Origin of the sequence: Castellaniella sp., from assembly GCF_049650445.1 — a bacterium.
Lineage (GTDB): Bacteria > Pseudomonadota > Gammaproteobacteria > Burkholderiales > Burkholderiaceae_B > Castellaniella.
This window is the reverse complement of sequence record NZ_JBASAD010000040.1, coordinates 1-24,881: the sequence shown is the minus strand read 5'-3', so window position 1 is coordinate 24,881 and position 24,881 is coordinate 1. Positions and strand designations below refer to the sequence as shown.

Sequence of the window (24,881 nt, the reverse complement as noted above, 5' to 3'; positions counted from 1 at the left end):
CCGTCGGGCGGGGCTTGCCGCGCCCGTCTACAGGGTGCCGCCGTCCCGGCGTCCGGGGCTTTCGACTGAAATATTGCGTCGTTTTTAGCTGCATCGGCTTACATCGCTTTTCGGGCTTCTTGCTACGCTGTTCTCGTTCGCACAACAAGGAGAACGCAATGCGTACAGCAACGGAACGGGCCGCCCGCACGGCGGTGATCGGCAGCCTGGTGCTCTTGACGGCTTGTGCCAATATGTCGCCCCAGGGTCAGAACACGGCCGTGGGTGCCGGCGCGGGCGCCGCACTGGGCGCCGGGCTGGGCGTGCTGATCGGCGACAGCAGCAAGGCCGCGCTGATCGGCGCCGGCATCGGCACTGTGGTGGGCAGCGTCGTCGGCTACAACTGGAAGGGAGTCAAGCAGGACGTGGAGAAATCCGGCGCGTCCAATCTGGGGATCGCCGTCATCGAAATGCCCGACGGCACCCTGAAAGTCAACATCCCCAGCAACGTTTCGTTCGACACCAGCAAGGCCGTGCTCAAGCCCGAGCTGCTGCCTGTCCTGGACAGCGTGGCGCGCGCGCTCAGCCAGCACCCTGAACTGCGCGCCAAGGCGATCGGCTACACCGATTCCACGGGAACCGACGCCATCAACGTGCCGCTGTCCCAGCGCCGCGCCAGCGCGGTGACGCAGCATCTGGCCGGGCAGGGCGTGGCCGCCGACCGTCTGACGGCCGAAGGCCGCGGCGCCGCCAATCCGGTGGGTGACAACGCCACCGCCGAGGGCCGCGCCCTGAACCGCCGCGTGGAGCTGTTCCTGTACGCGGTGAAGTAAAGCTACGCTTTCTGGTAGATTTCCGCCCCCTGGCTGATGAATTCGGCTGACTTCGCCGCCATGCCCCGGGCCAGGGCGGCGGCCTCGTCCAGGCCGTTTTCCTTGGCGTAGTCGCGCACGTCCTGCGAGATCTTCATGCTGCAGAACTTGGGGCCGCACATCGAGCAGAAGTGCGCCACCTTCATCGAGTCCTTGGGCAGGGTCTCGTCGTGGAAGGCGCGCGCCGTGTCCGGGTCCAGGCCCAGGTTGAACTGGTCTTCCCAACGGAACTCGAAGCGCGCCTTGGACAGGGCGTTGTCGCGGATTGCCGCGCCCGGGTGACCCTTGGCCAGATCGGCTGCGTGGGCGGCGATCTTGTAGGTGATGATGCCGTCCTTCACGTCCTTTTTGTTGGGCAGGCCCAGGTGTTCCTTGGGCGTGACGTAGCACAGCATGGCCGTGCCGTACCAGCCGATCAGCGCCGCGCCGATGCCCGAGGTGATGTGGTCGTAGCCCGGCGCGATGTCCGTGGTCAGCGGGCCCAGGGTGTAGAACGGGGCCTCGTGACAGTGCTTCAGTTGCAGGTCCATGTTTTCGCGGATCATCTGCATGGGCACGTGACCCGGGCCTTCGATCATCACCTGCACGTCGTGTTTCCAGGCAACCTGGGTCAGCTCGCCCAGCGTGCGCAGTTCCGCGAACTGGGCCTCGTCGTTGGCGTCGTAGCCCGACCCCGGCCGCAGGCCGTCGCCCAGCGAGAAGCTGACGTCGTAGGCCTTCATGATCTCGCAGATGTCCTCGAAGCGTTCGTAGAGGAAGCTTTCCTTGTGGTGCGCCAGGCACCATTTGGCCATGATCGAGCCGCCGCGCGACACGATGCCCGTCATGCGGCTGGCCGTCATGGGGACGAAGGGCAGGCGCACGCCCGCGTGGATGGTGAAATAGTCCACGCCCTGCTCGGCCTGTTCGATCAAGGTGTCGCGGAAGATCTCCCAGTTCAGTTCCTCGGCGATACCGCCGACTTTTTCCAGCGCCTGGTAGATCGGCACCGTGCCGATGGGCACCGGCGAGTTGCGGATGATCCATTCGCGCGTTTCGTGGATGTGCTTGCCGGTGGACAGGTCCATCACGGTGTCGCCGCCCCAGCGGATCGCCCAGGTCATCTTTTCGACTTCCTCGCTGATGTCCGAACGGATGGCTGAATTGCCGATGTTGGCGTTGACCTTGACCAGGAAGTTGCGCCCGATGGCCATGGGCTCGACCTCGGGGTGATTGATGTTGGCCGGAATGATGGCGCGGCCGCGGGCGATCTCGTCGCGCACGAATTCGGGCGTGATGCTGGCCGGAATGGCGGCGCCGAAGGACTGGCCCGGATGCTGGCGGGTCAGGCGTTCGGCCAGGCGGGCGCCGTCCGGGCCGCTGTGGCGCAGGGACTCGACGTACTGCTCGCGGCGCAGGTTCTCGCGGATCGCGACGAACTCCATTTCGGGCGTCACGATGCCCCGGCGGGCATAGTGCATCTGGGACACGTTCGTGCCGGCGCGGGCGCGGCGCGGCGCCCGTTTCAGGTCGAAGCGCAGCGCATCCAGTTCGGGGTCGGCCAGCCGGGCGCGGCCGTACTGGCTGGTCAGGCCGGGCAGTTCTTCTGTGTCGCCACGCTCCAGAATCCAGGGCAGACGCGGGGTGGACAGGCCCTTGCGGATGTCGATGGACACGCCCGGATCGGTGTAGGGGCCGCTGGTGTCGTAGACCGTCAGGGGCGGGTTGGACTCGCCGCCGAACAGAGTCGGAGTGTCGTCCTGGCTGATCTCGCGAAAGGGGACGCGGATGTCGGGCCGGGACCCGGTTTCATAGATTTTGCGGGATTGCGGCAGCGGTTCGATCGCGGCCAGGTCGACGGTGGCGCGGGCGGCCAGGAATTGCGGATTGGCGTTCAAGAGGTAGCTCCAGGTTCGAAAAAATTCGGAAATGGAGCCGAGTCGGGGAGGGGGAAGCGCGTTCCGGGGGAATGGTTCCGGGAATGGACTGCAACCAGGGTGGAAACCGCGCACGCTCCCAGCATCGGCATTATCCGTACTGGTACGAAGGGTTTCTCTCAACACGCTGATCGAGTCAGCGAGTACCCCTGCGTGGGAAGGAGTATACCGTTTGTCTGGGTGAGCGGCGTGGTGGCTAGCTTTTCTCCGACATCAGCAGGCCGTCGATCAGGGCGCTGACGGCGTGTTCCACCACCAGACGGTCTTTGCGGGTCAGCGCCCAGAACTGCCGGGGATCGATCGAGGAGAAGGGCCAGGCACCTTCTCCCAGGGAACCGGCGCTGCCGGGAGGCGGTGTCATGTCGCCCTGGCCCCGGCTCAGCCAGTAGATGTCCACTTCCAGGACCTGAGCCAGATTCAGCAGCTTCTTCGGCGATTGGCGGGTGCCGTTCTCGTAGCTGGAAATTGCGCTTTGTGACAGACCGCAGGCGCGTGCCAAGGTCTCCTGCGACAGGTTGCGCAGGAGCCGGGCATGTCGAAGCCGTTCTGCAAAGGTTTCCACCCGCCCATTGGACTAAAAAGAGCAAACACATTGGTACTTATGAAATAATACATTTGTAATATTTGACGGGTCGATCAGGAGGCACTGCATGCAAGGCCGCCGGGTATGGGCATTGGCGCCGGATGACAATGTGAATTTGCAGTACCTGCGGACAGCAGGGTGCCGGGTGCGGCGCTGCCAGTCCATCGACGCCGTCGATCGCCATACGATCCTGCGCGACATGCAGGCTTGCGACGCCGTGTTGCTGATGGCGGATGCAGCGGCCAACTGCCGTGCGGCGCGGCTGGTGCGTGACATGGGGCTGCCGCTGGACCTGGTGGCCTTCATGGGGCCTGCGCGACGGGGTGAACTGACGGCGCTGCTGCAGGTCGGGGTGGACTGGGTGATGGGGCAGGACGATCCGCCGGACTTGCTGGCCGCCGTTTTGCGTGCCTTGCACCTGCGGCGTCACCATCTGGCGATGGATGGTGTGGCAGAACCGGAACTCCGGATCGGCCCCTGGGCCCTGGAGGACCAGGGATGGCGCCTGCAGCACTGCGACGGGTCCTCGCTGCGCCTGACGGTTTCCGAACGCTCGATCCTGGTTTGTCTGTTCGAGGCGCCCGGCCACCTCGCCAGCCATGCCATGCTGGACGAGGCCCTGTCCCAGGGCTGGCAGCATGCCTATGGGCGCCGACCGTACGAACCCAAGCCGCGCGGCATCATCAGCCGCCTGCGCTGGCGAGGACTGCAGGCCGGTATGGAGCCTCCGGTCGAGTCCCTGCGCGGCTACGGCTACGTCTGGGAAATCTAGGCCCGGTCGCCGTCCAGCGCCGGGCCGGCAAGCGCTCAGTGGTAGCGCTGGACGCCCAGGTCGTCGTGGCGGATGTCGGTGGGTTTGCTGGACACGATGTCCGCAATCAGTCGGCCACTGCCGCAGGCCATGGTCCAGCCCAGCGTGCCGTGGCCGGTGTTCAGGAACAGATTGCTCAGCCGGGTCGGGCCCACGATGGGGGTGCTGTCGGGGGTCTTGGGGCGCAGGCCGGTCCAGAAATTCACGTCACCGGGGGCATAGCTGCCCGGGAACAGATCATTCAGCACCATTTCCAGGGTCCGCTGGCGACGCGGGTCCAGGGCGGTGTCATAGCCCACGACCTCGGCCATGCCGCCCACGCGGATGCGCTGGTCGAAGCGCGTCAGGGCGATCTTGTAGGTCTCGTCCAGCAGGGTGGACACGGGTGCCCGTTCCGGGTTGGCGATGTCCACCGTGATGGAATAACCCTTCATGGGGTAGACCGGAATGTTGACCAGGCCGCGCAACAGCAGGGGAGAATACGATCCCAGGGCCACCACGTAGGCGTCAGCCTGTTCCAGGCCGGAGGCGCACTGCACGCCCGTGATCCGGTCGCCTGCCGTTTGCAGGGACTGGATGGTGACACCGTAGCGGAAACGCACACCCTCGGCCTCGGCCAGCCGGGTCAGGGCGTGGGTGAACAGGCGGCAGTCACCGGTCTCGTCGTCCGGTGTGCGCAGGCCGCCGACCAGCTTGTGGCGAACCTGGGCCAACGCGGGTTCGTATTGGACCAGTTGGTCGCCCCCGAGCAGTTCGTGGGCGACGCCCGCCTCGCTCAGGGCCTGGACGTCGCGCTGGGCGTCGTCCATCTGTTTCTGGGTGCGAAAGACCTGCAGCGTGCCTTGGCGCCGGCTCTCGAACTGGATGTTGGTGTCGGCCTGCAGCGCGTGCAGGCACTGGCGGCTGTAGGCCGACAGACGCAGCATGCGGTCCTTGTTGGCCGCGTAGCGGGCCGGCGTGCAGTTGCGCCACATGTCCAGCATCCAGCGCAGTTGAGTCAGGCTGCCGTCGGGCCGGATGGAGAGCGGGGCGTGCGGCGTGAACAGCCATTTGAGCGCCTTCAGCGGGATGCCGGGAGCCGCCCAGGGGGAGGAATAGCCGAAGGACAACTGGCCGGCGTTGGCAAAGCTGGTTTCCTCTGCCGTGCCGCTTTCGCGGTCGATCACGGTGACTTCGTGCCCTTGCCGGGCCAGATAATAGGCGCTCGTGACGCCCACGACACCTGCTCCCAGAACCAGAACCTTCATGATATCGCCTCAATGGATTAATTTTTCATGATGATAGGCAATATACCTAGATAAATTTTTATGAAAAAATAAGGTTTTCAGTAAAGTCCATCAGTAAAGGCAACGGGCGGTGCAGGTGAGCAGGACAAAATCCTGGTGCGCCGCAGCGGTATTCGTTCAACGGGCTTCCGGACCGCTTTTCCGTGTGCGGACGCGGCCCCCGCCCGCCTGCCGAGCCACCCTTTCCGGAGAGATATCATGCGCGTGCAGAAGGAATCGGTCCATGCCCTGGACAAGATCGATCGCCACATCCTGGATCTGTTGCAGCAGAACGGTCGCCTGTCGATGACCGAACTGGCCGACGCGGTGGGGCTGACGGTGACGCCCTGCATCGAGCGCGTGCGCCGCCTGGAGCGCGACGGCGTCATCACAGGCTATCACGCCCGGGTGTCGCCTGGCGCACTGGACGCCGGCCTGCTGGTGTTCGTGGAAATCAGCATGTCCAGCAAGTCCGGCCGCACCTTCGAGGACTTTCGCCGCGAAGTGCTGTGCGTGCCCCAGGTGCTCGAATGCCACCTGGTGTCCGGGGACTTCGACTACATGGTCAAGGCGCGGATCAAGGAAATCAGCCAGTATCGCAATCTGCTGGGTGACATCCTGCTGCGCCTGCCGGGGGTGACTCAGACCAAGAGTTGCGTGGTGATGGAGGAGGTCAAGGAGACCCAGTTCATCCCGGCGCAGCGTTAGCCTAGGTTTGGGTTCTGGGTCGCGCTACGATCATGTTGTCGCGGTGGATCAGTTCCGGGTCGGACAGGTGGCCCAGGATCTCCGCGATGCGGGCGCTGGGCTGGCGCAGGATGCGCGCCGTGTCGACGGACGAGTAGTTGATCAGTCCGCGCCCGCATTCGACGCCGTGCTCGTCCACGCAGGCCACCACATCGCCCCGCTCGAAGTCGCCTTCGACGGCGATCACGCCGATGGGCAGCAGGCTGCGGTGGCTCTGGGTCAGCGCGCGTACGGCGCCGGCGTCCAGGGTGACGCGGCCGCGCAGGCGCAGGTGGTTGGCCATCCAGCGCTGTCGGGCGGAGCGCACCGGCAGGACGGCGCGCAGTTCGGTGCCGATCGGTTCGCCCGAGGCCAGGCGTTGCAGCACGGCAGATTCGCGGCCTGAGGCGATGATGGTGTGGCCGCCGCTGTTGGCGGCACGCCGCGCGGCCAGAACCTTGGTCAGCATGCCGCCTGTGCCGATGGCGCTGCCTGAACCGCCTGCCATGGCTTCCAGCGCCGGGTCGCCCGCCTGGCCCTGATGGATGAAGCGCGCATCCGGGTGCTTGCGCGGATCGGCGCTGTACAGACCGGACTGGTCGGTTAGGATGATCAGCACGTCGGCTTCGATCAGATTGGTCACCAGGGCGCCCAGGGTGTCGTTGTCCCCCACGCGGATCTCGTCGGTGACGACCGTGTCGTTTTCATTGACGATGGGCACCACGCCCAGGGCCAGCAGCGTGTTCAGCGTGCTGCGCGCGTTCAGGTAGCGGCGCCGGTCGGCCAGGTCCTCGTGTGTCAGCAGGATCTGGGCGGTGCGCACGCCGTGGCGGGCGAAGGCGGCCTCGTAGGCCTGGATCAGGCCCATCTGGCCCACGGCCGCCGCCGCCTGCAGTTCCGACATCAGCTTGGGCCGCCGGGGCCAGCCCAGGCGCGCCATGCCCTCGGCGATCGCGCCGCTGGACACCAGCACCAATTGCCGGCCCGAGGCGTGCAGCCCTGCGATCTGCTCGGCCCACTGGGTGACTGCGTCCAGGTCGATGCCCCGTCCCTCGTTGGTGACCAGGGATGAGCCGACCTTGAGGACGAGGCGCTGTGCGTCCTGGGCGACGGAAGGAGGCAGATCCGGACGAGTCATGATGGCGGGCGGGGCGTGGGGCTGGAAGCTTCAGTGGACTTTGGAGAACTCAGCGTGCGAAGCGTGGATCGTCCGGATCGCCATCGTACGGCGCGTCCGGGCCGGCGCCTGCATCCGCATCGCCACGCGTGAAGCGGGGGTCTTCGTCATGAGCGTGGGCGCTGCGCTGCTGTTCGTCCAACCAGGACTGCAGCGCCCCGGTCAGGGCGGCCGTGCCCTGGCCGGTCAGGGCGGAGATGCCGAAGACCGGTCCCGTCCAGCCGAGTTCGCGGCAGATGCGATCCTGGACGGCGATGGGGTCTTCCACCATGTCCAGCTTGTTCAAGACCAGCCAGCGCGGCTTGGCGGCCAGGTCCGGGCTGTAGCGTTCGAGCTCGCGCACGATGGCTTGTGCGTCCAGCACGGCCTGGGCGCAGGCGTCGATGTCCGGATCGGGCGAATGCACGTCCAGCAGGTGCAGCAGCACGCGGGTGCGGCTCAGGTGGCGCAGGAACAGGTGACCCAGGCCGGCGCCTTCCGAGGCGCCTTCGATCAGGCCGGGGATGTCGGCGATGACGAAGCTGTGCGAGGGCGAGGTGCGTACCACACCCAGGTTCGGGTGCAGGGTGGTGAAGGGATAGTCCGCGATCTTGGGGCGAGCGTTGGACACACGCGTGATCAGGGTGGATTTGCCCGCGTTGGGCATGCCCAGCAGGCCCACGTCGGCCAGGATCTTCAGTTCCAGGCGCAGGCGGCGTTGCTCGCCTTCGCGGCCGGGGGTGAACTGGCGTGGCGCGCGGTTGACGCTGGACTTGAAGTGCAGATTGCCCAGGCCGCCGTTGCCGCCTTCGGCCAGCGTGACCTGTTCTCCGTGGCGGTCCAGGTCAAAGAGCTGCTCGCCGGTGTCGGCGTCGTAGACGATGGTGCCGACCGGCATGCGCAGGACGATGTTCGGTGCGCCTGCGCCATACTGGTCCGAACCCCGACCGTTTTCGCCGTTCTTGGCGCGGTGCAGGCGCGCATAGCGATAGTCGATCAAGGTGTTGATGTTGCGGTCGGCCACGGCCAGGATCGAGCCCCCCCGGCCGCCGTCGCCGCCGTCGGGGCCGCCCATGGGAATGAATTTTTCCCGGCGGAAGCTGGCAACGCCGTTGCCGCCCTTGCCGGCAACGACCTCGATGGTGGCTTCGTCTACGAATTTCATGGTGGAACCATTCTAATGAAAAAAAAGGCCCTGCTGGATAGCAGGGCCTTTTGCCGCCGAGCCGCCCCAAGGCAAAAAGCACCCCCTGAGGGGGTACGAGCTGAAGGCGCGACGTGGAAGCCTGGTGCGGGAATACGGCGATCAGTTCGCCGAATTCACCGACACGGTGCGCTTGTTGAGCGCGCCCTTGATCGAGAATTGCACGACGCCGTCCACCAGGGAGAACAGCGTGTGGTCCTTGCCGATGCCGACGTTGACGCCGGGGTGGAACTGGGTGCCGCGCTGGCGGACGATGATGCCGCCGGCCGAGATCTGCTGGCCGCCGTAGACCTTCACGCCCAGTCGTTTCGATTCGGAATCGCGGCCGTTGCGAGTTGAGCCGCCGCCCTTTTTGTGTGCCATGATGAGCTCCTAAATACGATGACCGGATCAGGCCGCAACGGCGTCGATGCGGATTTCGGTGTAGTTCTGACGATGGCCTTGATGCTTTTGATAGTGCTTGCGACGGCGCATCTTGAAGATTTTGACCTTGTCGTGACGGCCTTGTGCAAGAACGGTGGCTTTGACCGCAGCGCCTTCGACGAAAGGCGCGCCGATCTTCAGCGTTTCGCCTTCGCCGACGGACAACACCTGGTCGAGCGAGATTTCTTGCCCAATGTCAGCCGGTATCTGTTCGATTTTCAGTTTTTGGCCGGCGCAAACGCGATATTGCTTGCCGCCGGTTTTTATGACCGCGTACATGGGGATTTCCTGTGTAAATTCCCGGTGCCCCATGGCTTTGTCTCTGTACAGAGAGCCAAGCCTGTTGGTGCGTACCAGGGATGCCAAAAAAGGCCAGATCCATGAACGGATCAAGCCAAGCCTTGCATTTTATGTTGAAAACCTTTTGTAAATCAAGTGGTTTTCAGGATCAGGACCGATAGTCTGCGTTGATGCTGACGTATTCGTGCGAGAAGTCGCAGGTGTAGACCGTGTCGGTCACGTTGCCGCGCCCCAGGGCGACGCGCACCAGGATTTCGGATTCCTTCATGATGCGCTGGCCGTCTTCTTCACGGTAGTCGGGATCGCGGCCGCCCTGCGAGGCGACGCGTACGTCGCCCAGCCACAGCGACAGTCTGGACACGTCCAGGTCGTCGACACCGGCGTAGCCGATGGCCGCCAGGATGCGGCCCAGGTTGGGGTCGGAGGCGTAGAAGGCGGTCTTGACCAGGGGCGAATGGGCGATGGCGTAGGCGATCTTCAGGGCCTCGTCCGTGGAGGCGGCCTGCTCGACCTGGATCGTCATGAACTTGGTCGCGCCCTCGGCGTCGCGCACGATCTTCTGGGCAAGGTCACGGGCGGCCGCCGTCAGGGCTTCGGCCAGGATGGCGTAGCGCGGGTCCTGCTCGGACTCGATGTGCACGCCACTGGCGCCGGTCGCGATGATGATGAAGGAGTCGTTGGTCGAGGTGTCGCCGTCCACCGTGATGCGGTTGAAGGACTGGTCGGCGATGCGCTTGGCCAGACCGCGCAGCAGCGCGGGCGGCAGACCCGCGTCGGTGCCCATGAAGCCCAGCATGGTCGCCATATTGGGGCGGATCATGCCGGCCCCCTTGCTGATGCCGGTGATCGAGATCGGGGTGCCGCCCAGGTCGATCCGGGTGGAGTGGATCTTGGGCTGGGTGTCCGTGGTCATGATGCTGTGCGCCGCCTGGAACCAGTGGTCCGGGCGAGCGTCGTCCAGGGCGGCCGGCAGGCCGGCGATCAGGCGGTTGACGGGCAGCGGCTCCAGGATGACCCCGGTGGAAAACGGCAGGATCTGTTCCGGCGTGACGCCCAGCCGGTCGGCCAGCGCCTGGCAGGTGTCCTGGGCCGCCCGCAGGCCGGGTTCCCCGGTGCCGGCATTGGCGTTGCCGGTGTTGATGACCAGGGCACGGATGCCTGCGCCGGTGGCCAGGTGCGTCTCGCAGACCTGGACCGGTGCAGCGCGGAAGCGGTTGCGCGTGAAAACCCCTGCCACCGAAGTCCCTTCGTCCAGCAGCAGGACGGTCAGGTCGCGTCGCCCGGCCTTGCGGATGCCGGCCTCGGCCGTGCCGATGCGGATGCCGGGGATCGGGTGGATGGCGTCTTGCGCCGGGATGATCAGGTTGATGGCCATGGCGAGGAAGTCCGGGGGCAGAGTGTGAAGATGAAAAAAATAGCCCCCATTCTATGCCGAATGGGGGCTGTGCATCTGCGGAATCGGGCGGTCTGCGGGATTCCTGAGGGTCAGGTCGGCAGGCGTGCGTAGGTGGATTGCTTCAGGTCGCCCAGGAGATCGAACAGCGTCGTGCGCGCAGTCGGTGCCAGGCCGCCCAGCAGGGACTGGATCCAGGAGGCGTGCGCCCGTTGCATGCGACGGTGGTAGCGGCGGCCCTTCATGGTCAGGCGGATCAGCGAGCTGCGGCGGTCGGCGTCGTCTTTCAGGCGTTCGACCAGACCGTCTTTTTCCAGCTGATCGGTGATGCCGGTGATGTTGCCGTTGGTCACCATCATCAGGCGCGACAGTTCGCTCATTTTCAGGCCCTTGGGGGCATGGGTGAGCTGGGACATCAGGTCGAAGCGCGGCAGCGTGGTCTGGAATTCCGTGCGCAGCCGGCTGCGCAATTCGTTTTCGATCAGCGTGCAGCAGCTGAGCATGCGCAGCCACAGGCGCAGATCCTGAGGCTCCTGGCCGGTGGCCTGGGTTTCGAGATCCGGCACCGAGGGGGTGACGGCGGGGTGCTGGGTAGCGGCGTATTGGGTGTAGTCGGTCATGACGCGCCTCCGGGCGGACTGATCAGTGCACACCCAGTGTAGGGAACACGCGATGACGTGTCCTTGTCCTGCGTCAAGAAACTTGAAGTCCGGATTATTTAAGGTGAGACCGGACATGCAATGGTCCCGATGGGCCATTGCATGCCTGTCGAAGCGAAGCCGCCGGCAAGCGGCGAGGCGCAGGGCGGCTTTTACAGGCGCGCGAACACCCGGTCGGCCGCGTCCAGCGTGGCCTGGATGACGGCGTCGTCGTGGGTGGACGAGACAAAGCCGGCCTCGAAGGCCGAGGGGGCGAAATGCACGCCTTCGGACAGCATGCCGTGGAAGAAACGCTTGAAGGCCTCGGTGTCGCAGGCGGAGACTTCGGCCAGGCTGGTCGGTACCGTGTCGCGGAAATACAGGCCGAACAGGCCGCCCTGCCAGTCGCCGCTGAAAGCCACGCCGTGGCGCCGCGCGCGTTCGATCAGGCCCTGGATCAGTGCGCCGGTCTGCCGGTGCAGGGCGTCGTAGAAGCCTGGCTCTGCCAGGCGGCGCAGGGTGACGCGTCCGGCGGCGACCGCCACCGGATTGCCTGACAGGGTGCCCGCCTGGTAGACAGTGCCCAGCGGCGCGATGCCGGCCATGATGTCGGCCCGGCCGCCGAAGGCGCCCACCGGCATGCCGCCGCCAATGATCTTGGCGAGTGTGGTCATGTCCGGCGTGACGCCGCACAAGCCTTGCATGCCTTGAGGGCCGACGCGCAGGCCCGTCATGACTTCGTCGAAAATCAGGACGGCGCCGTAGCGGGTGCACAGCGTGCGCAGGCCTTCGAGAAAGCCGGGCGCCGGGCGCACCAGGTTCATGTTGCCGGCGATCGGTTCGACGATGATGCAGGCGATGTCCTCTGGGTACTGGGCGAAGGCGGCCTCGACGGCGGCCAGGTCGTTGTAGTCCAGCACCAGGGTGTGCTGCACGAATTCGGGCGGCACGCCGGCCGAGGTGGGGTTGCCGAAGGTCAGCATGCCCGAACCGGCCTTGACCAGCAGGCTGTCGGCGTGGCCGTGGTAGCAGCCTTCGAATTTGATGATCTTGGGGCGGCCGGTGTGGCCGCGCGCCAGCCGGATCGCCGACATGGTGGCCTCGGTGCCGGAGCTGACCAGACGCACTTGCTCGATCGAGGGGATACGGTCGATGATGGCTTCGGCCAGTTCGATTTCGGCCTCGGTCGGTGCGCCGAAGGACAGGCCGTCCACGGCGGCGGCCTGTACGGCGGCGACGACTTCGGGATCGGCATGGCCCAGGATGGCAGGGCCCCAGGAGCCGATGTAGTCGATGTAGCGGGTGCCTTCGGCGTCCCACAGATAGGGGCCCTGGGCACGCTGGATGAAGGGCGGGGTACCGCCCACGGAGCGGAAGGCGCGCACGGGCGAGTTGACGCCGCCCGGGATGGCGCGGCAGGCGCGTTCAAAGAGTTCAGTGTTGCGGGACATGGCGGGATTCCGGTTTCTGCGAGGTTTCAGGAAAGGTCGGCGCGTCGGGGGCCGAGGTTCATGGGCGGCCTGCGGCGTCGAACAGGTCGGCGCAGCGGCGCGCGGCGGCGCGGATGTCGGGGGCGTCGAACAGGGCGCTGATGACGGCGATGCTGTCGGCGCCCGCCTGGATTACCGGGGCGGCGTTGTCAGGGGTGATGCCGCCGATGGCGACGACCGCCGCGCGGCGCATCCCGCTGGCGGGCACGGCGACCTGTGCTTCGGCCAGGCGGCGGCCGGCACGGACGTGGTCCAGCGTGGCATGCACGGCGTCGGGTTTGACGCTGGATGGATACAGGGCGCCGAAGGCGATGTAGTCGGCGTCTTCGCGCAGCCGCCGGGCGGCCAGTTCCGGCTGGTCGTAGCAGGAGCAGCCGATCAGCTTGTCCGAGCCCAGTGCCAGGCGTGCCTGGGCAACGGCGCCGTCGTCCCGGCCCAGATGGGCACCGTCGGCGTCCAGGTCGGCCGCCAGGCGCCAGTCGTCATTGATGATCAGGACCAGGCCCAGCCGCAGGCACAGGTCGCGGACCGCGCGGGCCTGGGTGCGCAGATCGGCCGGGGCTCCCAGCTTGCGGCGCCATTGCAGGGCCGTCATGCCGCCGGCGTGGGCTTGTTCGATGGCCGCCAGCAGGCGGTCGGTGTCTGACCAGTCGGGTGTGACGCCGTACAGGCCGCGCGGGAATCGGGGCGGGGTCATGGGGCCTCCTTCGGGGGTGACGCAGCGTCGTGTGCAGCGGCGTGCAGCAGGATGCGCTGTCCCATGCCGGGGTGGAAATGTCGCTCGAGCAGGGCGGTGGCGGTCGTGACCGCTTGGGAGATGGCTTCGTCCGGGCCATGGCCGCGGGCCAGCAGACAGCACAGTACCGTGGCCAGCAGGCTTTCGGCGTCGCCCGTACGCACGCGCGGCGTCGGCCAGGGCCAGCGACGGCCGGCCTGGCCCTGCGTGTGCAGGATCAGACTGTTCAGTCCAGGGCCGAGTGCTGCGTTGCAGCACAGGATGAGCGGCGCACCCAGTTCGTGCAATGCGCTGATCGGGTCGTTGGCCCGTGTCGAAGACAGCAGGCCCTGGCTGGCCCAGAGTTCCGGCAGACGGGCGTCCACGACGACGAGATGTGCCTGGGGCAGCAGCAGTTCGAGCAGCGCGCCGATGGTTTCTTCCGGGTCCAGGTCTTCCAGGTCGGGGACCGATGGCGGTGCGCACAGTTGCAGCACCAGCGGCAGCGCGCTGTAGTCGGCCGCGATCTGAGCCAGAGTCGAGATGGTCTCGGGGTCGTACTGCGGGCCGATCTTCAGGGCGCCGATGGCCATGTCTTCCAGCAGGCAGCGGGCCTGATCATCGACCAGGTCCGGGGCCAGGCGCTGGATGGTTTCCGTGCCGGCGGTGTCCTGGACGTGGATTGCGGTGGCCACGGAGCCTGCGTGCGCGCCCAGACCGGCGCAAATGACCGCGTCGATCGGCAGGTGACTGGCTCCGCTGGGGTCGAACGGGCCGAAAATCAGGGGCAGGGGGATGGCAGGGGAATCGGGCGCGGACATGACAGCAAAAGACGACAAAAGAGAGGGCCGGTTGCCACGGCCGGCGGTCTGTGAGGTTTGTGTACTATAAGCATCCATTCTAATGGATGCGTGCAGGAGCGCATCCATCCGTGGCTGCGGGCTGTCTGCTGCGGTGCTCGGCTTATTCGGAAGGTGTTAAGAAATTTCATGGTCATGCGAACCTGGATGTGCCTGATCTGCGGCTTTATCTATGACGAGGCGACCGGCTACCCGGAAGACGGGATCGCGCCCGGCACGCGCTGGGAAGACGTGCCGCCCAACTGGGTCTGCCCTGAATGCGGCGCGCGCAAGGAAGACTTCGAGTTGATTGAAATCTGACCCCTTGCTGTCGTGTGTGATTCGATCCGTTTCTGATACTCTAGTGTCATGGGCCATGGGGAGCCTCTGAACAAGTCCTCGCGCCGCTTGCATCTGCGGGCTCGGGCGGTCTGCGGCGTTGCTCATCCTCGCCATAGCGACGGCTATGGCTGCGGTTCGCGCCTTGCATCCCATCCCGATCCGCAGCGCCAGCTTTCCGCTCGACTTATTCAGAGGCTCCCTGGGGGCCGGGCTACAGGAGATCGACATGACGACAGTACCGCATGCTTCCGACGCCGGTTCACGCATCGACCTGTCCAGGCAGTTCCTGCTGGCCATGCCGGGGATGGTGTCGGGTGAACTGGCCAATACCGTGATCTATGTCTGCGAACATACGGAACACGGCGCACTGGGGCTGGTGATCAACCGGCCCACCGATCTCACCGTCGGTGATTTGTTGCAGCGCATCGATCTGCCCCTGTCGCTGGAAATCGGGCCGGTGCGAGAATCGCCGGTCTTCTTCGGCGGGCCGGTGCAGACCGATCGCGGTTTCGTGCTGCACGTGCCGCGCGGCGAATACAGCTCCAGCATCGAACTGGGAGACGACGTGGCGCTGACCACGTCGCGCGATGTGCTTCAGGACGTCGCCGCCGGCCACGGTCCGGCCCGGTTGCTGGTGACGCTGGGCTACGCCGGCTGGGGCGCGGGCCAGCTCGAAGACGAACTCGCCCGCAATGCCTGGCTGAACGTGCTGTCGTCCAACGACATCCTGTTCGACACGCCGGCCGAGGACCGCTACGACGCCGCTTTGGCCCAATTGGGTATCCGCGCCTCGATGCTGGCCAGCGACGCGGGCCATGCCTGAATCTGAACAGACGCTGCTGGCCTTCGATTTCGGCCTGAAGAAAATCGGCGTGGCGCTGGGCAACACCCTGACGAACCAGGCGCGCCCGCTGTGCATCCTGACGCCGGTGACGCGTGAACAGCGTTTCGACCAGGTCGGCGCCCTGCTGGCAGAATGGCAGCCCGATCGCGTGGTCGTCGGTCTGCCGCTGACGCTGGACGGTGGCGAGCAGCCCGCCTCGCAGCACAGCCGCCGTTTTGCACACCAGATCGAAGGGCGCTTTCGCGTGCGCGTCGTGCTGGTGGACGAACGCGGTTCCAGCCTGGAGGCCCAGCATATTCTGGGGACGCATGCCCCTGACGATGCCATGGCCGCCGCCGTGATCCTGCAGCGCTATCTGGATGATCCGGGCCGGACGGTCTGAACGTCGGGCGGTTATGATGGGCGCCATTGCCCATTCCGGGTAGGGGATGCTGGTGGCGCCGTTTCTGTTCCTGTTCCGTTTCGTCTGTGTTTCAGCCTGGATTCTGCTGGGTCTGTTGACTGAGTTGGTGGTGTTTCCGGTCCTGAGCCGAGTCCGGCGGCGTCAGGTCGTGGGCGGGTGGTCGCGTGGTCTGATGCGGCTGTGCGGGGTCCGCGTGCGCCGTCTGGGCGATCCCGTGACCCGGGGGGCCGTGCTGTGGGTCGCCAATCACGTGTCCTGGGTCGATATCTTCGTGCTCAACAGCGTGCGTACCACCTCCTTCGTGGCCAAGAGCGACATCCGTCGCTGGCCTGTGATCGGGCTGCTGGTCGCCTGGGCAGGCACTTTGTTCATCGACCGGAGCCACCGGCAGGCCGTGCGCAACGCCTGTCGCCAGATGCGGGACTGTTTCGACCAGGGAGATGTCGTAGGCTTGTTTCCCGAGGGCACGACCACCGAGGGCTCGGACGTGCTGCCTTTTTATGCGGGATTGTTCGACGCTGCCGTGCAGGCCGGTGTGCCGACGCAGCCGGTGGCCCTGCGTTTCCTGAAGCGCGGGCGCCGGGCGCCGGAACTGGCCTTCGTCGGCGAGCAGACCCTGGTGGCGAATCTGTGGTTCCTGCTGAGCGCCTGGGGCGTGTCGGTCGAGTGCGATTTTCTGGCGCCGATCCCGGCGGCAGACGACCTGACTCGGGCGGAACTGGCGCGCCGCGCGCAGGCCGCCATCGGCGCGGCAGTGCGCGGCGAAGCGACCTGAGCAAAATCCCTAGCGGCAGGTCGTGCAGTTCTGCTGAACGATGGCGTGGTCGCGCAGCCGCAGCGCAGTCAGCGCACGTCCCCAGACGCAGCCGGTGTCCAGGCAGATCGCGTCCGGACGGATGTGCAGCCCCAAGGCGGACCAGTGACCGAAGACCACCGGTTCAGCCGGGTCGCGCCGGCCGGGCAGTTCGAACCAGGGCACCAGATCGGGGTCGTCATGAGGGCCTGCCTTGTGGCGGAAATTCATGCGGCCATCGTCCGCATGGCAGACCCGCATGCGGGTCAGGGCGTTGACGATCACTCGCATGCGGTCCGGCCCTTGCAGCGCGTCGTCCCATTGCAGGGGTTCCTCGCCGTACAGGTCGTGCAGGGCGGGATGCCAATCGGGCTGGCGGATGGCGGTCTCGATCTCGCCCGCCAGCGCCTGGGCCTGGTCCAAGGTCCAGGCGGGCAGGATGCCGGCGTGCACCATGACGTGGCCCCGGTCGCGCACCAGCAGCGGCCGGTGGCGCAGCCAGTCGATCAGTTCACTGGCGTCGGGGGCGTTCAGAATGTCCTGGATCGTGTCCGATTTGCCCGGAGGGCGAACCCCGGCAACCACGGCCAGCAGGTGCAGATCATGGTTGCCCAGGATGGCGCGGGCGCGCGGCCCCAGAGACCGGATCAGGCGCAACGCTCCCAGCGAATCGGGGCCCCGGTTGACCAAGTCTCCGGCGAACCACAATTCGGTGTCGGGGTGGGAAAGTTCGGGGTGATCCAGCAGGGCGCGCAGAGCACCCGCGCAGCCCTGAACGTCGCCGATGACCCAGACCTCGCGAGAGGATTCTGCAGGAGGGGTCATGCAGGGCTCCGCTGGAGCTTGCGCTGGCGCAGCCACAGGGACAGCGGGTGGCGATGTTCCATGCCCAGCAGGGCCAGCAGGGCCAGCGCCTGTCCGGCGAGGCTGGGCACCAGGGCCGTGGCCCAGGGCGGCCAGTCGCCCAGCATGCCGGCGTTCAGGGCCAATTGGTTGAGCATGAAGAAGCCGACCCCCAGAATGATGCCCGCGAAGACCTTGACTCCGACCCCGCCCCGGCGCGTCTGCATGAAGCCGATCGGTGCGGCGATGGTGACCATGACCAGCAGCGTGAAGGGGTAGGCGATCTTGCGCCACAGGGCGACTTCCTGGCGGTCGGTTTGCAACTGGTTGTTTTCCAGATAGCGGATGTAGTCCACCAGGTCCGAGATCGCCATGCGCTCGGGCGTCAGGATGCGGGCGATCAGACGTTCGGGCGTGAGCGATGTGGGGATGCTGCGCTCGTCCAGGTGAACCCGTTCGCTGATGGGCTTGTCGGGGATGCGGGCGTCGGCCAGGGCATCGGCAGACTGCGGCTGGATGCGGGTCTCGGTCAGGTCACGCAGCACCAGCCGGCCCTGTTCGAACTGCCCGTTGGCGGCCTGGACGACGTCCCGCAGCGTATTGTTCGCCGCGAATTCATAGAGCACCACGTCATCGACGCGGCCCTTGCCGGTGAGCTGGCCGATGTTGATGATGCGGGTGCCGCCCTTGTCGTCCGCTTCTTTGAACCAGTAGCCGCTGGACAGGCGCCCGCCGTCGGTGCGGCCCAGCAGTGCCAGGCGGGACTCGCTGCCGCGCAGTTCCGCCGCCGGGGTGATGAATTCCGACAGAATGAAGGCGCCCATCACCAGCGGGATCGTGATCAGCCACAAGGCGACCAGCAAGCGCATGCCGCTGACCCCCGAGGCCCGCAGGATGGTGAGTTCGTTGCGCTGCGCCAGCCCCGCAAGCGCCAGCACCGCGCCGATCAGCAGGCCGATGGGCAGCAGTTCGTACAGATGGTTGGGGACGTCCAGGGCCTGCAGGTAGAACAGGTTCAGCAGGGTCAGGCGCTGGCCGACCTTGTCCAGGCCTTCGATCAGCGCGAAGAACATGAACAGTCCCACCAGGGCCACCAGGACCACGGCAGTTGATCGGTAGATTTCGCGGGCGATGTAGCGTCGTGCCGTGCGCATGAGCGGGAAAGCGATGAAAACCTCAATAGTACCCTGAACGCCGGAGAGGCCCTGCGGCGGTCCCTGGCCACGGACGGCTGCGGGTCTGGCGGCCCGAGGGCATCCCTAAGGCACCGCAACCTGTGACATCCGCGCGCGCACCGTGGCCGTGTGGGACCGCAGGAAGGCGGTGGCGCCGTGGCGGTCGTAGTAGGCCGGGTTGGGCAGCATGGCCGCCAGTTGTGCGGCCTGGCCGGATGACAGGCGTGCTGCGTCCGTACGGAAGTAATGCCGGGCGGCGGCCTGGGCGCCGAACGTGGCGGTGCCCCACTGGGCCACGTTCAGATAGAGCTCCAGGATGCGGCGTTTGCTCATGACCGCTTCGATCATGTAGGTCAGGATCAGTTCCTGGCCTTTACGCAGGTAGTTGCGTGAATTCGACAGGAACAGGTTTTTGGCCAACTGTTGGGTGATCGTGGACCCGCCGCGCCGGCGCGAGCGGCCCTGATCGGCCTGGCGCTGGTTGTAGCTCCAGGCCTTGCGGATGGCGTCCCATTCGACCCCGTCATGATCCGTGAAGCCGCTGTCCTCGGATGCGATCACGGCGCGTTTCAGGTTCGGACTGATGCGTTCGTACGGGACCCACTCGTGCACCAGTCGGGCCTGGGGGGTTTCGGCCCGCAAGGCGTTGAGCGTGTCCTGCATGACGGGCGTGTTGGACGGGTCACGGAAATTGAACCAGACCACCATGCCCAGCAGGCCGACCTGGTACAGGAAGGCGGCGCAGAGCGCCGTCAGCAGGATGGTGGCAATGAGTTTGCGCGCACTCATGGCGCCCCCGTATCCAGGCCGTCGCGGGTGAAGTGCCAGGTCCGGGTGATGGCCAGGATGTCGGTGTGCTGCGCCAGTTCCGGCGGCAGAGGGTCAAAGGGGGCGGCCAGTTCGACGATGCGCCGGGCGGCGCTGTTCAGGATGGCCTGGTCCGAGGGCTGGTCGAACTGGATGTGGTCCAGGCTGCCGTCGCGTCGGATGTAGACGGTCAGTTGCAGGTCGCCGTAGATGCGGCCACGCGCCTCGGGCGGGTAATGCTGCGTGCCGATCAGTTCGATGCGCTGGCGCCAGGCCTCTACGTAGCGGGCGTCGTCCGAGGCCCGGGCCGATGGGGCGGTGAAGGTCTGCCGGGGCAGGGCGTTGTAGCGTTCGATGCGGTCTTTCAGGGCGGCGATGCGGGCGCTGAGCACCAGGCTGTCCTGCTGGCGGTCGTCCTCGCCCGGGTCGGTGCTGCGGCCCAGCAGTTCGGGGGAAGGCCGCGCGGCGGCCACCGTGTCCAGGGCTTCCAGTTGCGTCAGCAGGCGGCGCTGCTCGGCTTCCAGTTCGGCCTGCCGCCGCCGCAGGGCGGCCAGCACGGTTTCCTCGGCGCTGCCATCGGACGTCCGGGGCAGGGGGGACGAGGCCATGCCCTGCGTCTGGTCGCCGCCGCCGTCCAGATTCTGCTGGGCCAGTGCCTGGGGGTTCAGGGGCGCCTGCTCGCTGCGGCTGTTGACCAGGGTGACTTCCAGGGTGGACGACTGCGTGGCCGGCTGCGCAGGCAGGAAATGCCAGGCCAGCAGCGCTGCGTGCGCAGCCAGAGACAGCAGCAGGGCCGCCGCCATGCGGCCACGGCCTTCGCTCTGGGATTCCAGCAGTCGCAGCGGCAGCGTGTCCATGGCGTCCTCCGCGTTGTTCAGCCCGTTTCCCGCAGGCGGAATTCAACGTCCAGGCCGATCTCGTCGTAGCTCAGTATATCCAGCCGCACTTCCTGGCCGCGCTCGAATTCGGGCAGGCCGTTGATGCGGGTGACGAAGGGCGCGCAGGCCAGCCGGACCAGGTTCTCGCGCAGCACATGGGCGTGCACTTCCTTCAGCCCCTGCTGTTGCAGCCAGCGGATGCACCAGTAGCGTTCCATCGAGGACTGGAATTCGCCCCACAGCGCGTATTGCGCATCGAAGGCGCCGATCAGGGCGAACAGGTCCGCGTCCTTGGGTTTGAAGGGGGCGACCAGGCGTGCGGAGACGCCGTGCTCGGCCGCCGCCAGGATCTGGCCCTGGTTGACCAGGTCCACGTAGCGGCGCAGCGGCGAGGTCGACCAGATGTATTGCGGCACGGCGATGGATTCGTGCGGCAGCGCCTGGGTGGACATGCGGGTGCGGCCCATCTGCTGGGACCGATAGATGCCCGGCACGCCGTGGCGGGCCAACAGGCCGCCCCATTGTGTGTTGGCCAGGATCATGTATTCGGCCACCAGCCGGTCCAGCGGTGCGTTGCGCTGGCGCGGCACCAGGCGGACGATCGAATCGGGGTCGTCGGGCGGGCCGTCGATCTCGAAACCGTATTCGATGCGGTCGTTGTTTTCCGGCTTGCCGCGCGTGCGGTCGCGCACGGCGCACAGCGCCTGGGCGAACTGCCACAGAGGGCGCAGCCAGGGGCCGTGCGGCAGGGGCGCGGCAGGGTCTTCCAGCGCGGCTTCGGTGACTTCGCCGATCTGGCCGTGACGCAGATTGGCGGTCACCCGGATGCGTTCCAGCCGGGTCTCGGTGTCCAGCACCTCGCCATCTTCCAGGCGGCCGGTGACGTACAGCGACAGGGCCGGGCGCCACTGGCCTTCGTCCAGGGAGAAGGCGGCGATCAGTTCGGGCGACAGCATGGGGATCTTGTCGCCCGGCATGTAGACGGTGGACATGCGCGCGCGCGCCTGCTCGTCCAGCGCGCCACCGCGCGTGATGGCCAGGGCCGGCACGGCGATGTGGATGCCGACGCGGATCGTGCCGGGCTCCAGTATCGAGACCGACAGGGCATCATCGATCTCGGTGGTGCTGGCGTCGTCCAGGGAATAGGCTTCGACGTCGACCTGCGGCAGGTCCGCGCCCCAATCCTGGAGGTCCACGGGCGGCCAGTCCGTGCCCCGGGGGAAATGGGCCGACAGGAATCGGTCGCGCATCATGGCCAGGGGATGGGGCCAGACGCCCAGCGACAGCAGCAGTCGTTCGGGGCTGGTGTTCGACTGCTGGACGGCGGCGTCGAAGGCTTTCCATTCGAGCGTGTTCTTGTCGGGGCGGTCCAGGAAGGTGGCGGCAACGGGCCGCAGGGCGTCGGGCAGCGTGCCGGCCACCAGGGCGTCGGTCCATTCCTGCTGCAGTTCTGCCTGGCGGCGTTTTTTCTCGATTGCGGCCAGGGCGGCCTGCAGGATCTCGGGCGGGGCGGGGCGGAAGGCGCCCTTGCCGCGCCGGTGAAAATAGGCCGGCGCGGCCGACAGGGCCAGGATCGCGGCTGTTTTTTCCACCGCGTCGGGAGCGTGGCCGAAGTAGTCTTCGGCCAGGGCGGCTGCCTCGAATTCCTGCTGTGGTGCGCATTCCCACAGAAAGCCGGCGTCCAGCGTGGCCGCCAGGGTCTCGGCGGCGGGCAGCAGACCGTCGGGGGACGGCTGCTCGAAGGTGAACAGCACGGCGCTGCGCTTGATCTTGCTGCGCTTGCCGCTGGCCGACTCGACCTGCAAGGAGGTGTCGGCTTCGGAGAAAATGGTTTCGGCCTTGAGTTTGCCGGCGTCTTCGTAGAGAACGTGCATAAAAGAATCAGGAGACTACGAGGTTCAGTGGGGGGAACGAGGCTGGCGTTGTGCCAGTCGGTCGAGCAGGGTCTGGTGGATGCCGCCAAAGCTGCCGTTGCTCATGATCAGCACCTGATCGCCGGGCTGTGCCGCGTCGCAGAGGGCGTCGGCCAGGGCATCCAGGTCTTCGCCCGCCCACAGGCGATCGCCCAGGGCGGCCAGCACCTGGCGGGGGTCCCAGCCCAGGGCGTGCTTGCCCTGGGTGGCGCCGTGGCAGAAGACCAGGTCGGCATCGGCCAGCGCTTCCGGCAGCCGGGCGGCCATCGTGCCCAGCTTCATCGTGTTGGAACGCGGTTCGATCACCGCCAGGATGCGGGTCTGGGGACCGACGCGTCGGCGCAGACCGTCCAGGGTGGTGGCGATGGCGCTGGGGTGGTGGGCGAAATCGTCGTAGACGGCCACGCCGTCCTGCGTGCCGCGCAGTTCCAGGCGGCGGCGCACGCCCTGGAAGCGGTTCAGGGCGGCGATGCCGTCCTGCGTCGCGATGCCGGCATGGTGAGCAGCCGCCAGGGCCGCCAGGGCGTTGGCCTGGTTGTGGGTGCCGGACAGGGACCAGTCCAGCACGCCGACTGCCTGGCCCCGATACAGGATGCGGCAGCGCTGGCCATCGTCCGTTTCCGGTTCCGCCTGCCAGTCGCCCCCAGGGCCGAAGGTTTCGACCGGCGACCAGCAGCCGCGTGCCAGTACACGGTCCAGGGCCTCGCCGGCCGCCGGCCGGATGATGTGACCTGAAGCCGGAACGGTACGCACCAGGTGATGGAACTGGGTCTCGATGGCGGCCAGGTCGGGGAAGATGTCGGCGTGGTCGTATTCGAGGTTGTTCAGAATGGCCGTGCGGGGGCGGTAGTGGACGAACTTCGAGCGCTTGTCGAAGAAGGCGGTGTCGTATTCGTCGGCCTCGATCACGAAGTGGCGCCGGGCGGGGTCGTAGCGGGCGGAGACGTCCAGGTCCGGCGCCACGCCGCCGATCAGGAAGTTGGCGGGTTGGCCGGATTGCTCGAAGATCCAGGCCAGCATGGCGCTGGTCGTGGTCTTGCCGTGCGTGCCCGCCACGGCCAGCACGTGCTGGCCGCCCAGGACGTGGTCGGCCAGCCATTGCGGGCCGGAGGTGTAGGGCAGGCCGCGGTCCAGGATGGCTTCCATCAGCGGGTTGCCCCGGCTGACGACGTTGCCGACTACGTACAGGTCTGCGCCCAGGCCGGTCTGGCTGGCGTCGAAGCCTTCGATCAGGGCTATGCCCTGTTCGCGCAGTTGCGTGCTCATGGGCGGGTAGACGCCTGCGTCGCAGCCGGTGACCCGATGGCCCGCCGCGCGGGCGATCAGGGCCAGGCCGCCCATGAATGTGCCGCAGATTCCCAATATGTGTACGTGCATCGTATCCTCCGGCCTGTATTGTAAGTTGTCAGGGGGCCGATGCTATGATCGACCCGGTATCATTGGATGTAAGCCCGAAGGGCGCAGCGTGGGGGTCTTTTTGCCGCCGAGCCGCCCCAAGGCAAAAAGCGCCCCCTCGGGGGCAGCAAGCGGGCGAAGCCTGCGCAGCGTGGGGGCACTTTTCACATGGACAGGCGGAAATTCTTGCGCACGGCTTCTCTGTCGGCGCTGGGGCTTGCGGCCGTGGCGCGCGGCGCGGGGGCCTCGATTCTGCCGGCCGACCCGGTCTTCGGGCGTTCGTTCGCCGATCTCCAGGGGCATGATCAGGCCCTGTCGGCCTACGTGGGGCGGCCGGTCCTGATGAATTTCTGGGCCAGTTGGTGCGCGCCCTGCGTGCGTGAAATGCCGTTGCTCGAAACCCTGCACCAGAGCCATCCCGAACTGGCCGTGCTCGGACTGGCCATCGACACCCAGGCCAATGTCGAGCGCTTCCTGAAAAAAGTCCAGGTGTCCTATCCCCTGCTGCTGACTGGCACCCAGGGCATTCCGCTGATGCGCGAACTGGGCAACAAGGGTGGCGGCTTGCCGTTCACCCTGCTGTTCAGCCGCCAGGGGCGTGTCGCCGACTCGGTCATGGGCGAACTCAAGCACGATGACATCCAGACTCGTCTGGCGAAGATCCTGTAATTCCTCCCGATCCGTCGTGCCCGCTCGTCGCGCTCTTTATCCAGTGGTTTCTTTAGGTTTCAATGACCTGGGCATCGGCCGCCATGAACCCTGTTTTCATGGACAAATCGGCGGTTTTAGCGTAAAAAGGCGCTTTGAAGGGCATCCCGATACCGGGATCAGGCGGCTTCGGGCAGGACTCCAGGGCCGCCCGCTGGCACCAGCAACCTATGTGGCCGTCGTGGATTCTCCCCCGCCTCACCGGGGTCGGACCGACGGCGCATTTGTTTTCGCCGCCCGAATCCAATCATTGAACGGCCCGCTTTCGCATGGGCAAGCACACAGGAATTGATACGTCATGGATCTCCGCAAACTGAAAACGCTGATCGACCTGGTGGCCGATTCGGGTATTGCCGAACTGGAAATCACCGAGGGCGAGGGCAAGGTCCGCATCGTCAAGTTCTCCCAGGTTGCTGCCGGCGCCCCGGCGACCGTGGCGGCTGCGCCCGCCCAGGTCGTGGCGGCACCGG

Annotated in this window: 26 protein-coding genes and 1 pseudogene; 9 read left to right on the top strand and 18 right to left on the bottom strand. The window is 66.5% G+C overall.

Annotated features, from left to right (window positions below; translation table 11 throughout):
• Positions 1–158 precede the first annotated feature (158 nt).
• Positions 159–812 (top strand): OmpA family protein, encoded by a 654-nt coding sequence (locus WA983_RS14705; protein ID WP_424251976.1) that lies wholly within the window; start codon positions 159–161, stop codon positions 810–812.
• Positions 813–814: 2 nt separating this feature from the next.
• On the opposite strand, the gene thiC is transcribed toward WA983_RS14705, so the two are convergent.
• On the bottom strand, positions 815–2,728 hold the full coding sequence (gene thiC, locus WA983_RS14700) for a phosphomethylpyrimidine synthase ThiC (RefSeq protein ID WP_424312253.1): 1,914 nt from the start codon (positions 2,726–2,728) through the stop codon (positions 815–817).
• 235 nt (positions 2,729–2,963) lie between these two features.
• Positions 2,964–3,329 carry a helix-turn-helix domain-containing protein gene (locus tag WA983_RS14695; RefSeq protein ID WP_424312252.1) on the bottom strand — a complete coding sequence of 122 codons (366 nt, stop codon included), beginning with the start codon at positions 3,327–3,329 and terminating at the stop codon, positions 2,964–2,966.
• Positions 3,330–3,459: 130 nt separating this feature from the next.
• Here WA983_RS14695 and WA983_RS14690 point away from each other — a divergent pair, with 130 nt between their 5' ends.
• Positions 3,460–4,122, top strand: a complete 663-nt coding sequence (locus WA983_RS14690; RefSeq protein ID WP_424248758.1) for a hypothetical protein — start codon at positions 3,460–3,462, stop codon at positions 4,120–4,122.
• 35 nt (positions 4,123–4,157) lie between these two features.
• Here WA983_RS14690 and WA983_RS14685 read toward each other — a convergent pair whose 3' ends face one another.
• Positions 4,158–5,408 carry a D-amino acid dehydrogenase gene (locus tag WA983_RS14685; RefSeq protein ID WP_424312251.1) on the bottom strand — a complete coding sequence of 417 codons (1,251 nt, stop codon included), beginning with the start codon at positions 5,406–5,408 and terminating at the stop codon, positions 4,158–4,160.
• A 237-nt stretch (positions 5,409–5,645) separates the two neighbouring features.
• On the opposite strand from WA983_RS14685, the gene WA983_RS14680 reads away from it, so the two are divergent.
• Positions 5,646–6,134 carry an Lrp/AsnC ligand binding domain-containing protein gene (locus WA983_RS14680; protein ID WP_424248762.1) on the top strand — a complete coding sequence of 163 codons (489 nt, stop codon included), beginning with the start codon at positions 5,646–5,648 and terminating at the stop codon, positions 6,132–6,134.
• Between the two features lies 1 nt (position 6,135).
• Here the strand turns inward: WA983_RS14680 and proB are convergent, their stop codons facing one another.
• From proB to thiD, 9 genes are all read right to left on the bottom strand, one after another.
• A complete protein-coding gene (gene proB, locus WA983_RS14675; protein ID WP_424248764.1) occupies positions 6,136–7,290 on the bottom strand; it encodes a glutamate 5-kinase in 1,155 nt (384 codons plus the stop codon).
• A gap of 49 nt (positions 7,291–7,339) precedes the next feature.
• Positions 7,340–8,473 carry a GTPase ObgE gene (obgE, locus tag WA983_RS14670; protein WP_424248766.1) on the bottom strand — a complete coding sequence of 378 codons (1,134 nt, stop codon included), beginning with the start codon at positions 8,471–8,473 and terminating at the stop codon, positions 7,340–7,342.
• A gap of 141 nt (positions 8,474–8,614) precedes the next feature.
• Positions 8,615–8,875, bottom strand: coding sequence for a 50S ribosomal protein L27 (gene rpmA, locus WA983_RS14665; RefSeq protein WP_424248768.1), 261 nt, complete (start codon positions 8,873–8,875; stop codon positions 8,615–8,617).
• A 27-nt stretch (positions 8,876–8,902) separates the two neighbouring features.
• Positions 8,903–9,214 (bottom strand): 50S ribosomal protein L21, encoded by a 312-nt coding sequence (gene rplU, locus WA983_RS14660; protein ID WP_043685103.1) that lies wholly within the window; start codon positions 9,212–9,214, stop codon positions 8,903–8,905.
• Between the two features lie 169 nt (positions 9,215–9,383).
• On the bottom strand, positions 9,384–10,610 hold the full coding sequence (argJ, locus tag WA983_RS14655) for a bifunctional glutamate N-acetyltransferase/amino-acid acetyltransferase ArgJ (protein ID WP_424248770.1): 1,227 nt from the start codon (positions 10,608–10,610) through the stop codon (positions 9,384–9,386).
• Between the two features lie 110 nt (positions 10,611–10,720).
• A complete protein-coding gene (locus WA983_RS14650) occupies positions 10,721–11,248 on the bottom strand; it encodes a MarR family winged helix-turn-helix transcriptional regulator (RefSeq protein ID WP_424312250.1) in 528 nt (175 codons plus the stop codon).
• Between the two features lie 191 nt (positions 11,249–11,439).
• Complete coding sequence (hemL, locus tag WA983_RS14645) at positions 11,440–12,717, bottom strand: glutamate-1-semialdehyde 2,1-aminomutase (protein ID WP_424248773.1); 1,278 nt, start codon at positions 12,715–12,717, stop codon at positions 11,440–11,442.
• A 58-nt stretch (positions 12,718–12,775) separates the two neighbouring features.
• Positions 12,776–13,453, bottom strand: coding sequence for a thiamine phosphate synthase (thiE, locus tag WA983_RS14640; protein WP_424248775.1), 678 nt, complete (start codon positions 13,451–13,453; stop codon positions 12,776–12,778).
• Positions 13,450–14,292 (bottom strand): bifunctional hydroxymethylpyrimidine kinase/phosphomethylpyrimidine kinase, encoded by an 843-nt coding sequence (gene thiD / locus WA983_RS14635; protein ID WP_424312249.1) that lies wholly within the window; start codon positions 14,290–14,292, stop codon positions 13,450–13,452. Before thiD ends, thiE begins: the two co-directional genes overlap by 4 nt.
• A 174-nt stretch (positions 14,293–14,466) precedes the next feature.
• Between thiD and WA983_RS14630 the strand changes: the two genes are divergently transcribed.
• The 4 genes from WA983_RS14630 (at position 14,467) to WA983_RS14615 (ending at position 16,674) form a co-directional block, all read left to right on the top strand.
• Positions 14,467–14,631 carry a rubredoxin gene (locus tag WA983_RS14630; RefSeq protein WP_424248779.1) on the top strand — a complete coding sequence of 55 codons (165 nt, stop codon included), beginning with the start codon at positions 14,467–14,469 and terminating at the stop codon, positions 14,629–14,631.
• A gap of 247 nt (positions 14,632–14,878) precedes the next feature.
• Positions 14,879–15,475, top strand: coding sequence for a YqgE/AlgH family protein (locus WA983_RS14625; RefSeq protein ID WP_424246944.1), 597 nt, complete (start codon positions 14,879–14,881; stop codon positions 15,473–15,475).
• Entirely contained in the window at positions 15,468–15,878 is a 411-nt protein-coding gene (gene ruvX, locus WA983_RS14620; protein WP_424246946.1) for a Holliday junction resolvase RuvX, read from the top strand. The genes WA983_RS14625 and ruvX overlap by 8 nt, the downstream gene beginning before the upstream one ends.
• A gap of 46 nt (positions 15,879–15,924) precedes the next feature.
• Complete coding sequence (locus tag WA983_RS14615; protein WP_424246948.1) at positions 15,925–16,674, top strand: lysophospholipid acyltransferase family protein; 750 nt, start codon at positions 15,925–15,927, stop codon at positions 16,672–16,674.
• Between the two features lie 9 nt (positions 16,675–16,683).
• On the opposite strand, the gene WA983_RS14610 is transcribed toward WA983_RS14615, so the two are convergent.
• From WA983_RS14610 to mpl, 6 genes are all read right to left on the bottom strand, one after another.
• A complete protein-coding gene (locus tag WA983_RS14610; RefSeq protein ID WP_424312248.1) occupies positions 16,684–17,517 on the bottom strand; it encodes a symmetrical bis(5'-nucleosyl)-tetraphosphatase in 834 nt (277 codons plus the stop codon).
• Complete coding sequence (gene lptG, locus WA983_RS14605; RefSeq protein WP_424249457.1) at positions 17,514–18,689, bottom strand: LPS export ABC transporter permease LptG; 1,176 nt, start codon at positions 18,687–18,689, stop codon at positions 17,514–17,516. The genes WA983_RS14610 and lptG overlap by 4 nt, the downstream gene beginning before the upstream one ends.
• A gap of 105 nt (positions 18,690–18,794) precedes the next feature.
• Positions 18,795–19,499 carry a monofunctional biosynthetic peptidoglycan transglycosylase gene (gene mtgA, locus WA983_RS14600; protein ID WP_424249459.1) on the bottom strand — a complete coding sequence of 235 codons (705 nt, stop codon included), beginning with the start codon at positions 19,497–19,499 and terminating at the stop codon, positions 18,795–18,797.
• Complete coding sequence (locus tag WA983_RS14595) at positions 19,496–20,374, bottom strand: energy transducer TonB (protein WP_424249460.1); 879 nt, start codon at positions 20,372–20,374, stop codon at positions 19,496–19,498. Before WA983_RS14595 ends, mtgA begins: the two co-directional genes overlap by 4 nt.
• Before the next feature lie 17 nt (positions 20,375–20,391).
• Entirely contained in the window at positions 20,392–22,269 is a 1,878-nt protein-coding gene (locus tag WA983_RS14590; RefSeq protein WP_424249462.1) for a ribonuclease catalytic domain-containing protein, read from the bottom strand.
• A gap of 24 nt (positions 22,270–22,293) precedes the next feature.
• Positions 22,294–23,685: a UDP-N-acetylmuramate:L-alanyl-gamma-D-glutamyl-meso-diaminopimelate ligase gene (gene mpl, locus WA983_RS14585; RefSeq protein WP_424249464.1), complete on the bottom strand. Its 1,392-nt coding sequence runs from the start codon at positions 23,683–23,685 to the stop codon at positions 22,294–22,296.
• Positions 23,686–23,889: 204 nt separating this feature from the next.
• Between mpl and WA983_RS14580 the strand changes: the two genes are divergently transcribed.
• On the top strand, positions 23,890–24,372 hold the full coding sequence (locus WA983_RS14580) for a TlpA family protein disulfide reductase (RefSeq protein WP_424312247.1): 483 nt from the start codon (positions 23,890–23,892) through the stop codon (positions 24,370–24,372).
• Positions 24,373–24,709: 337 nt separating this feature from the next.
• Positions 24,710–24,881 (top strand): annotated as a pseudogene (locus tag WA983_RS14575) (acetyl-CoA carboxylase biotin carboxyl carrier protein); the annotation flags it as partial.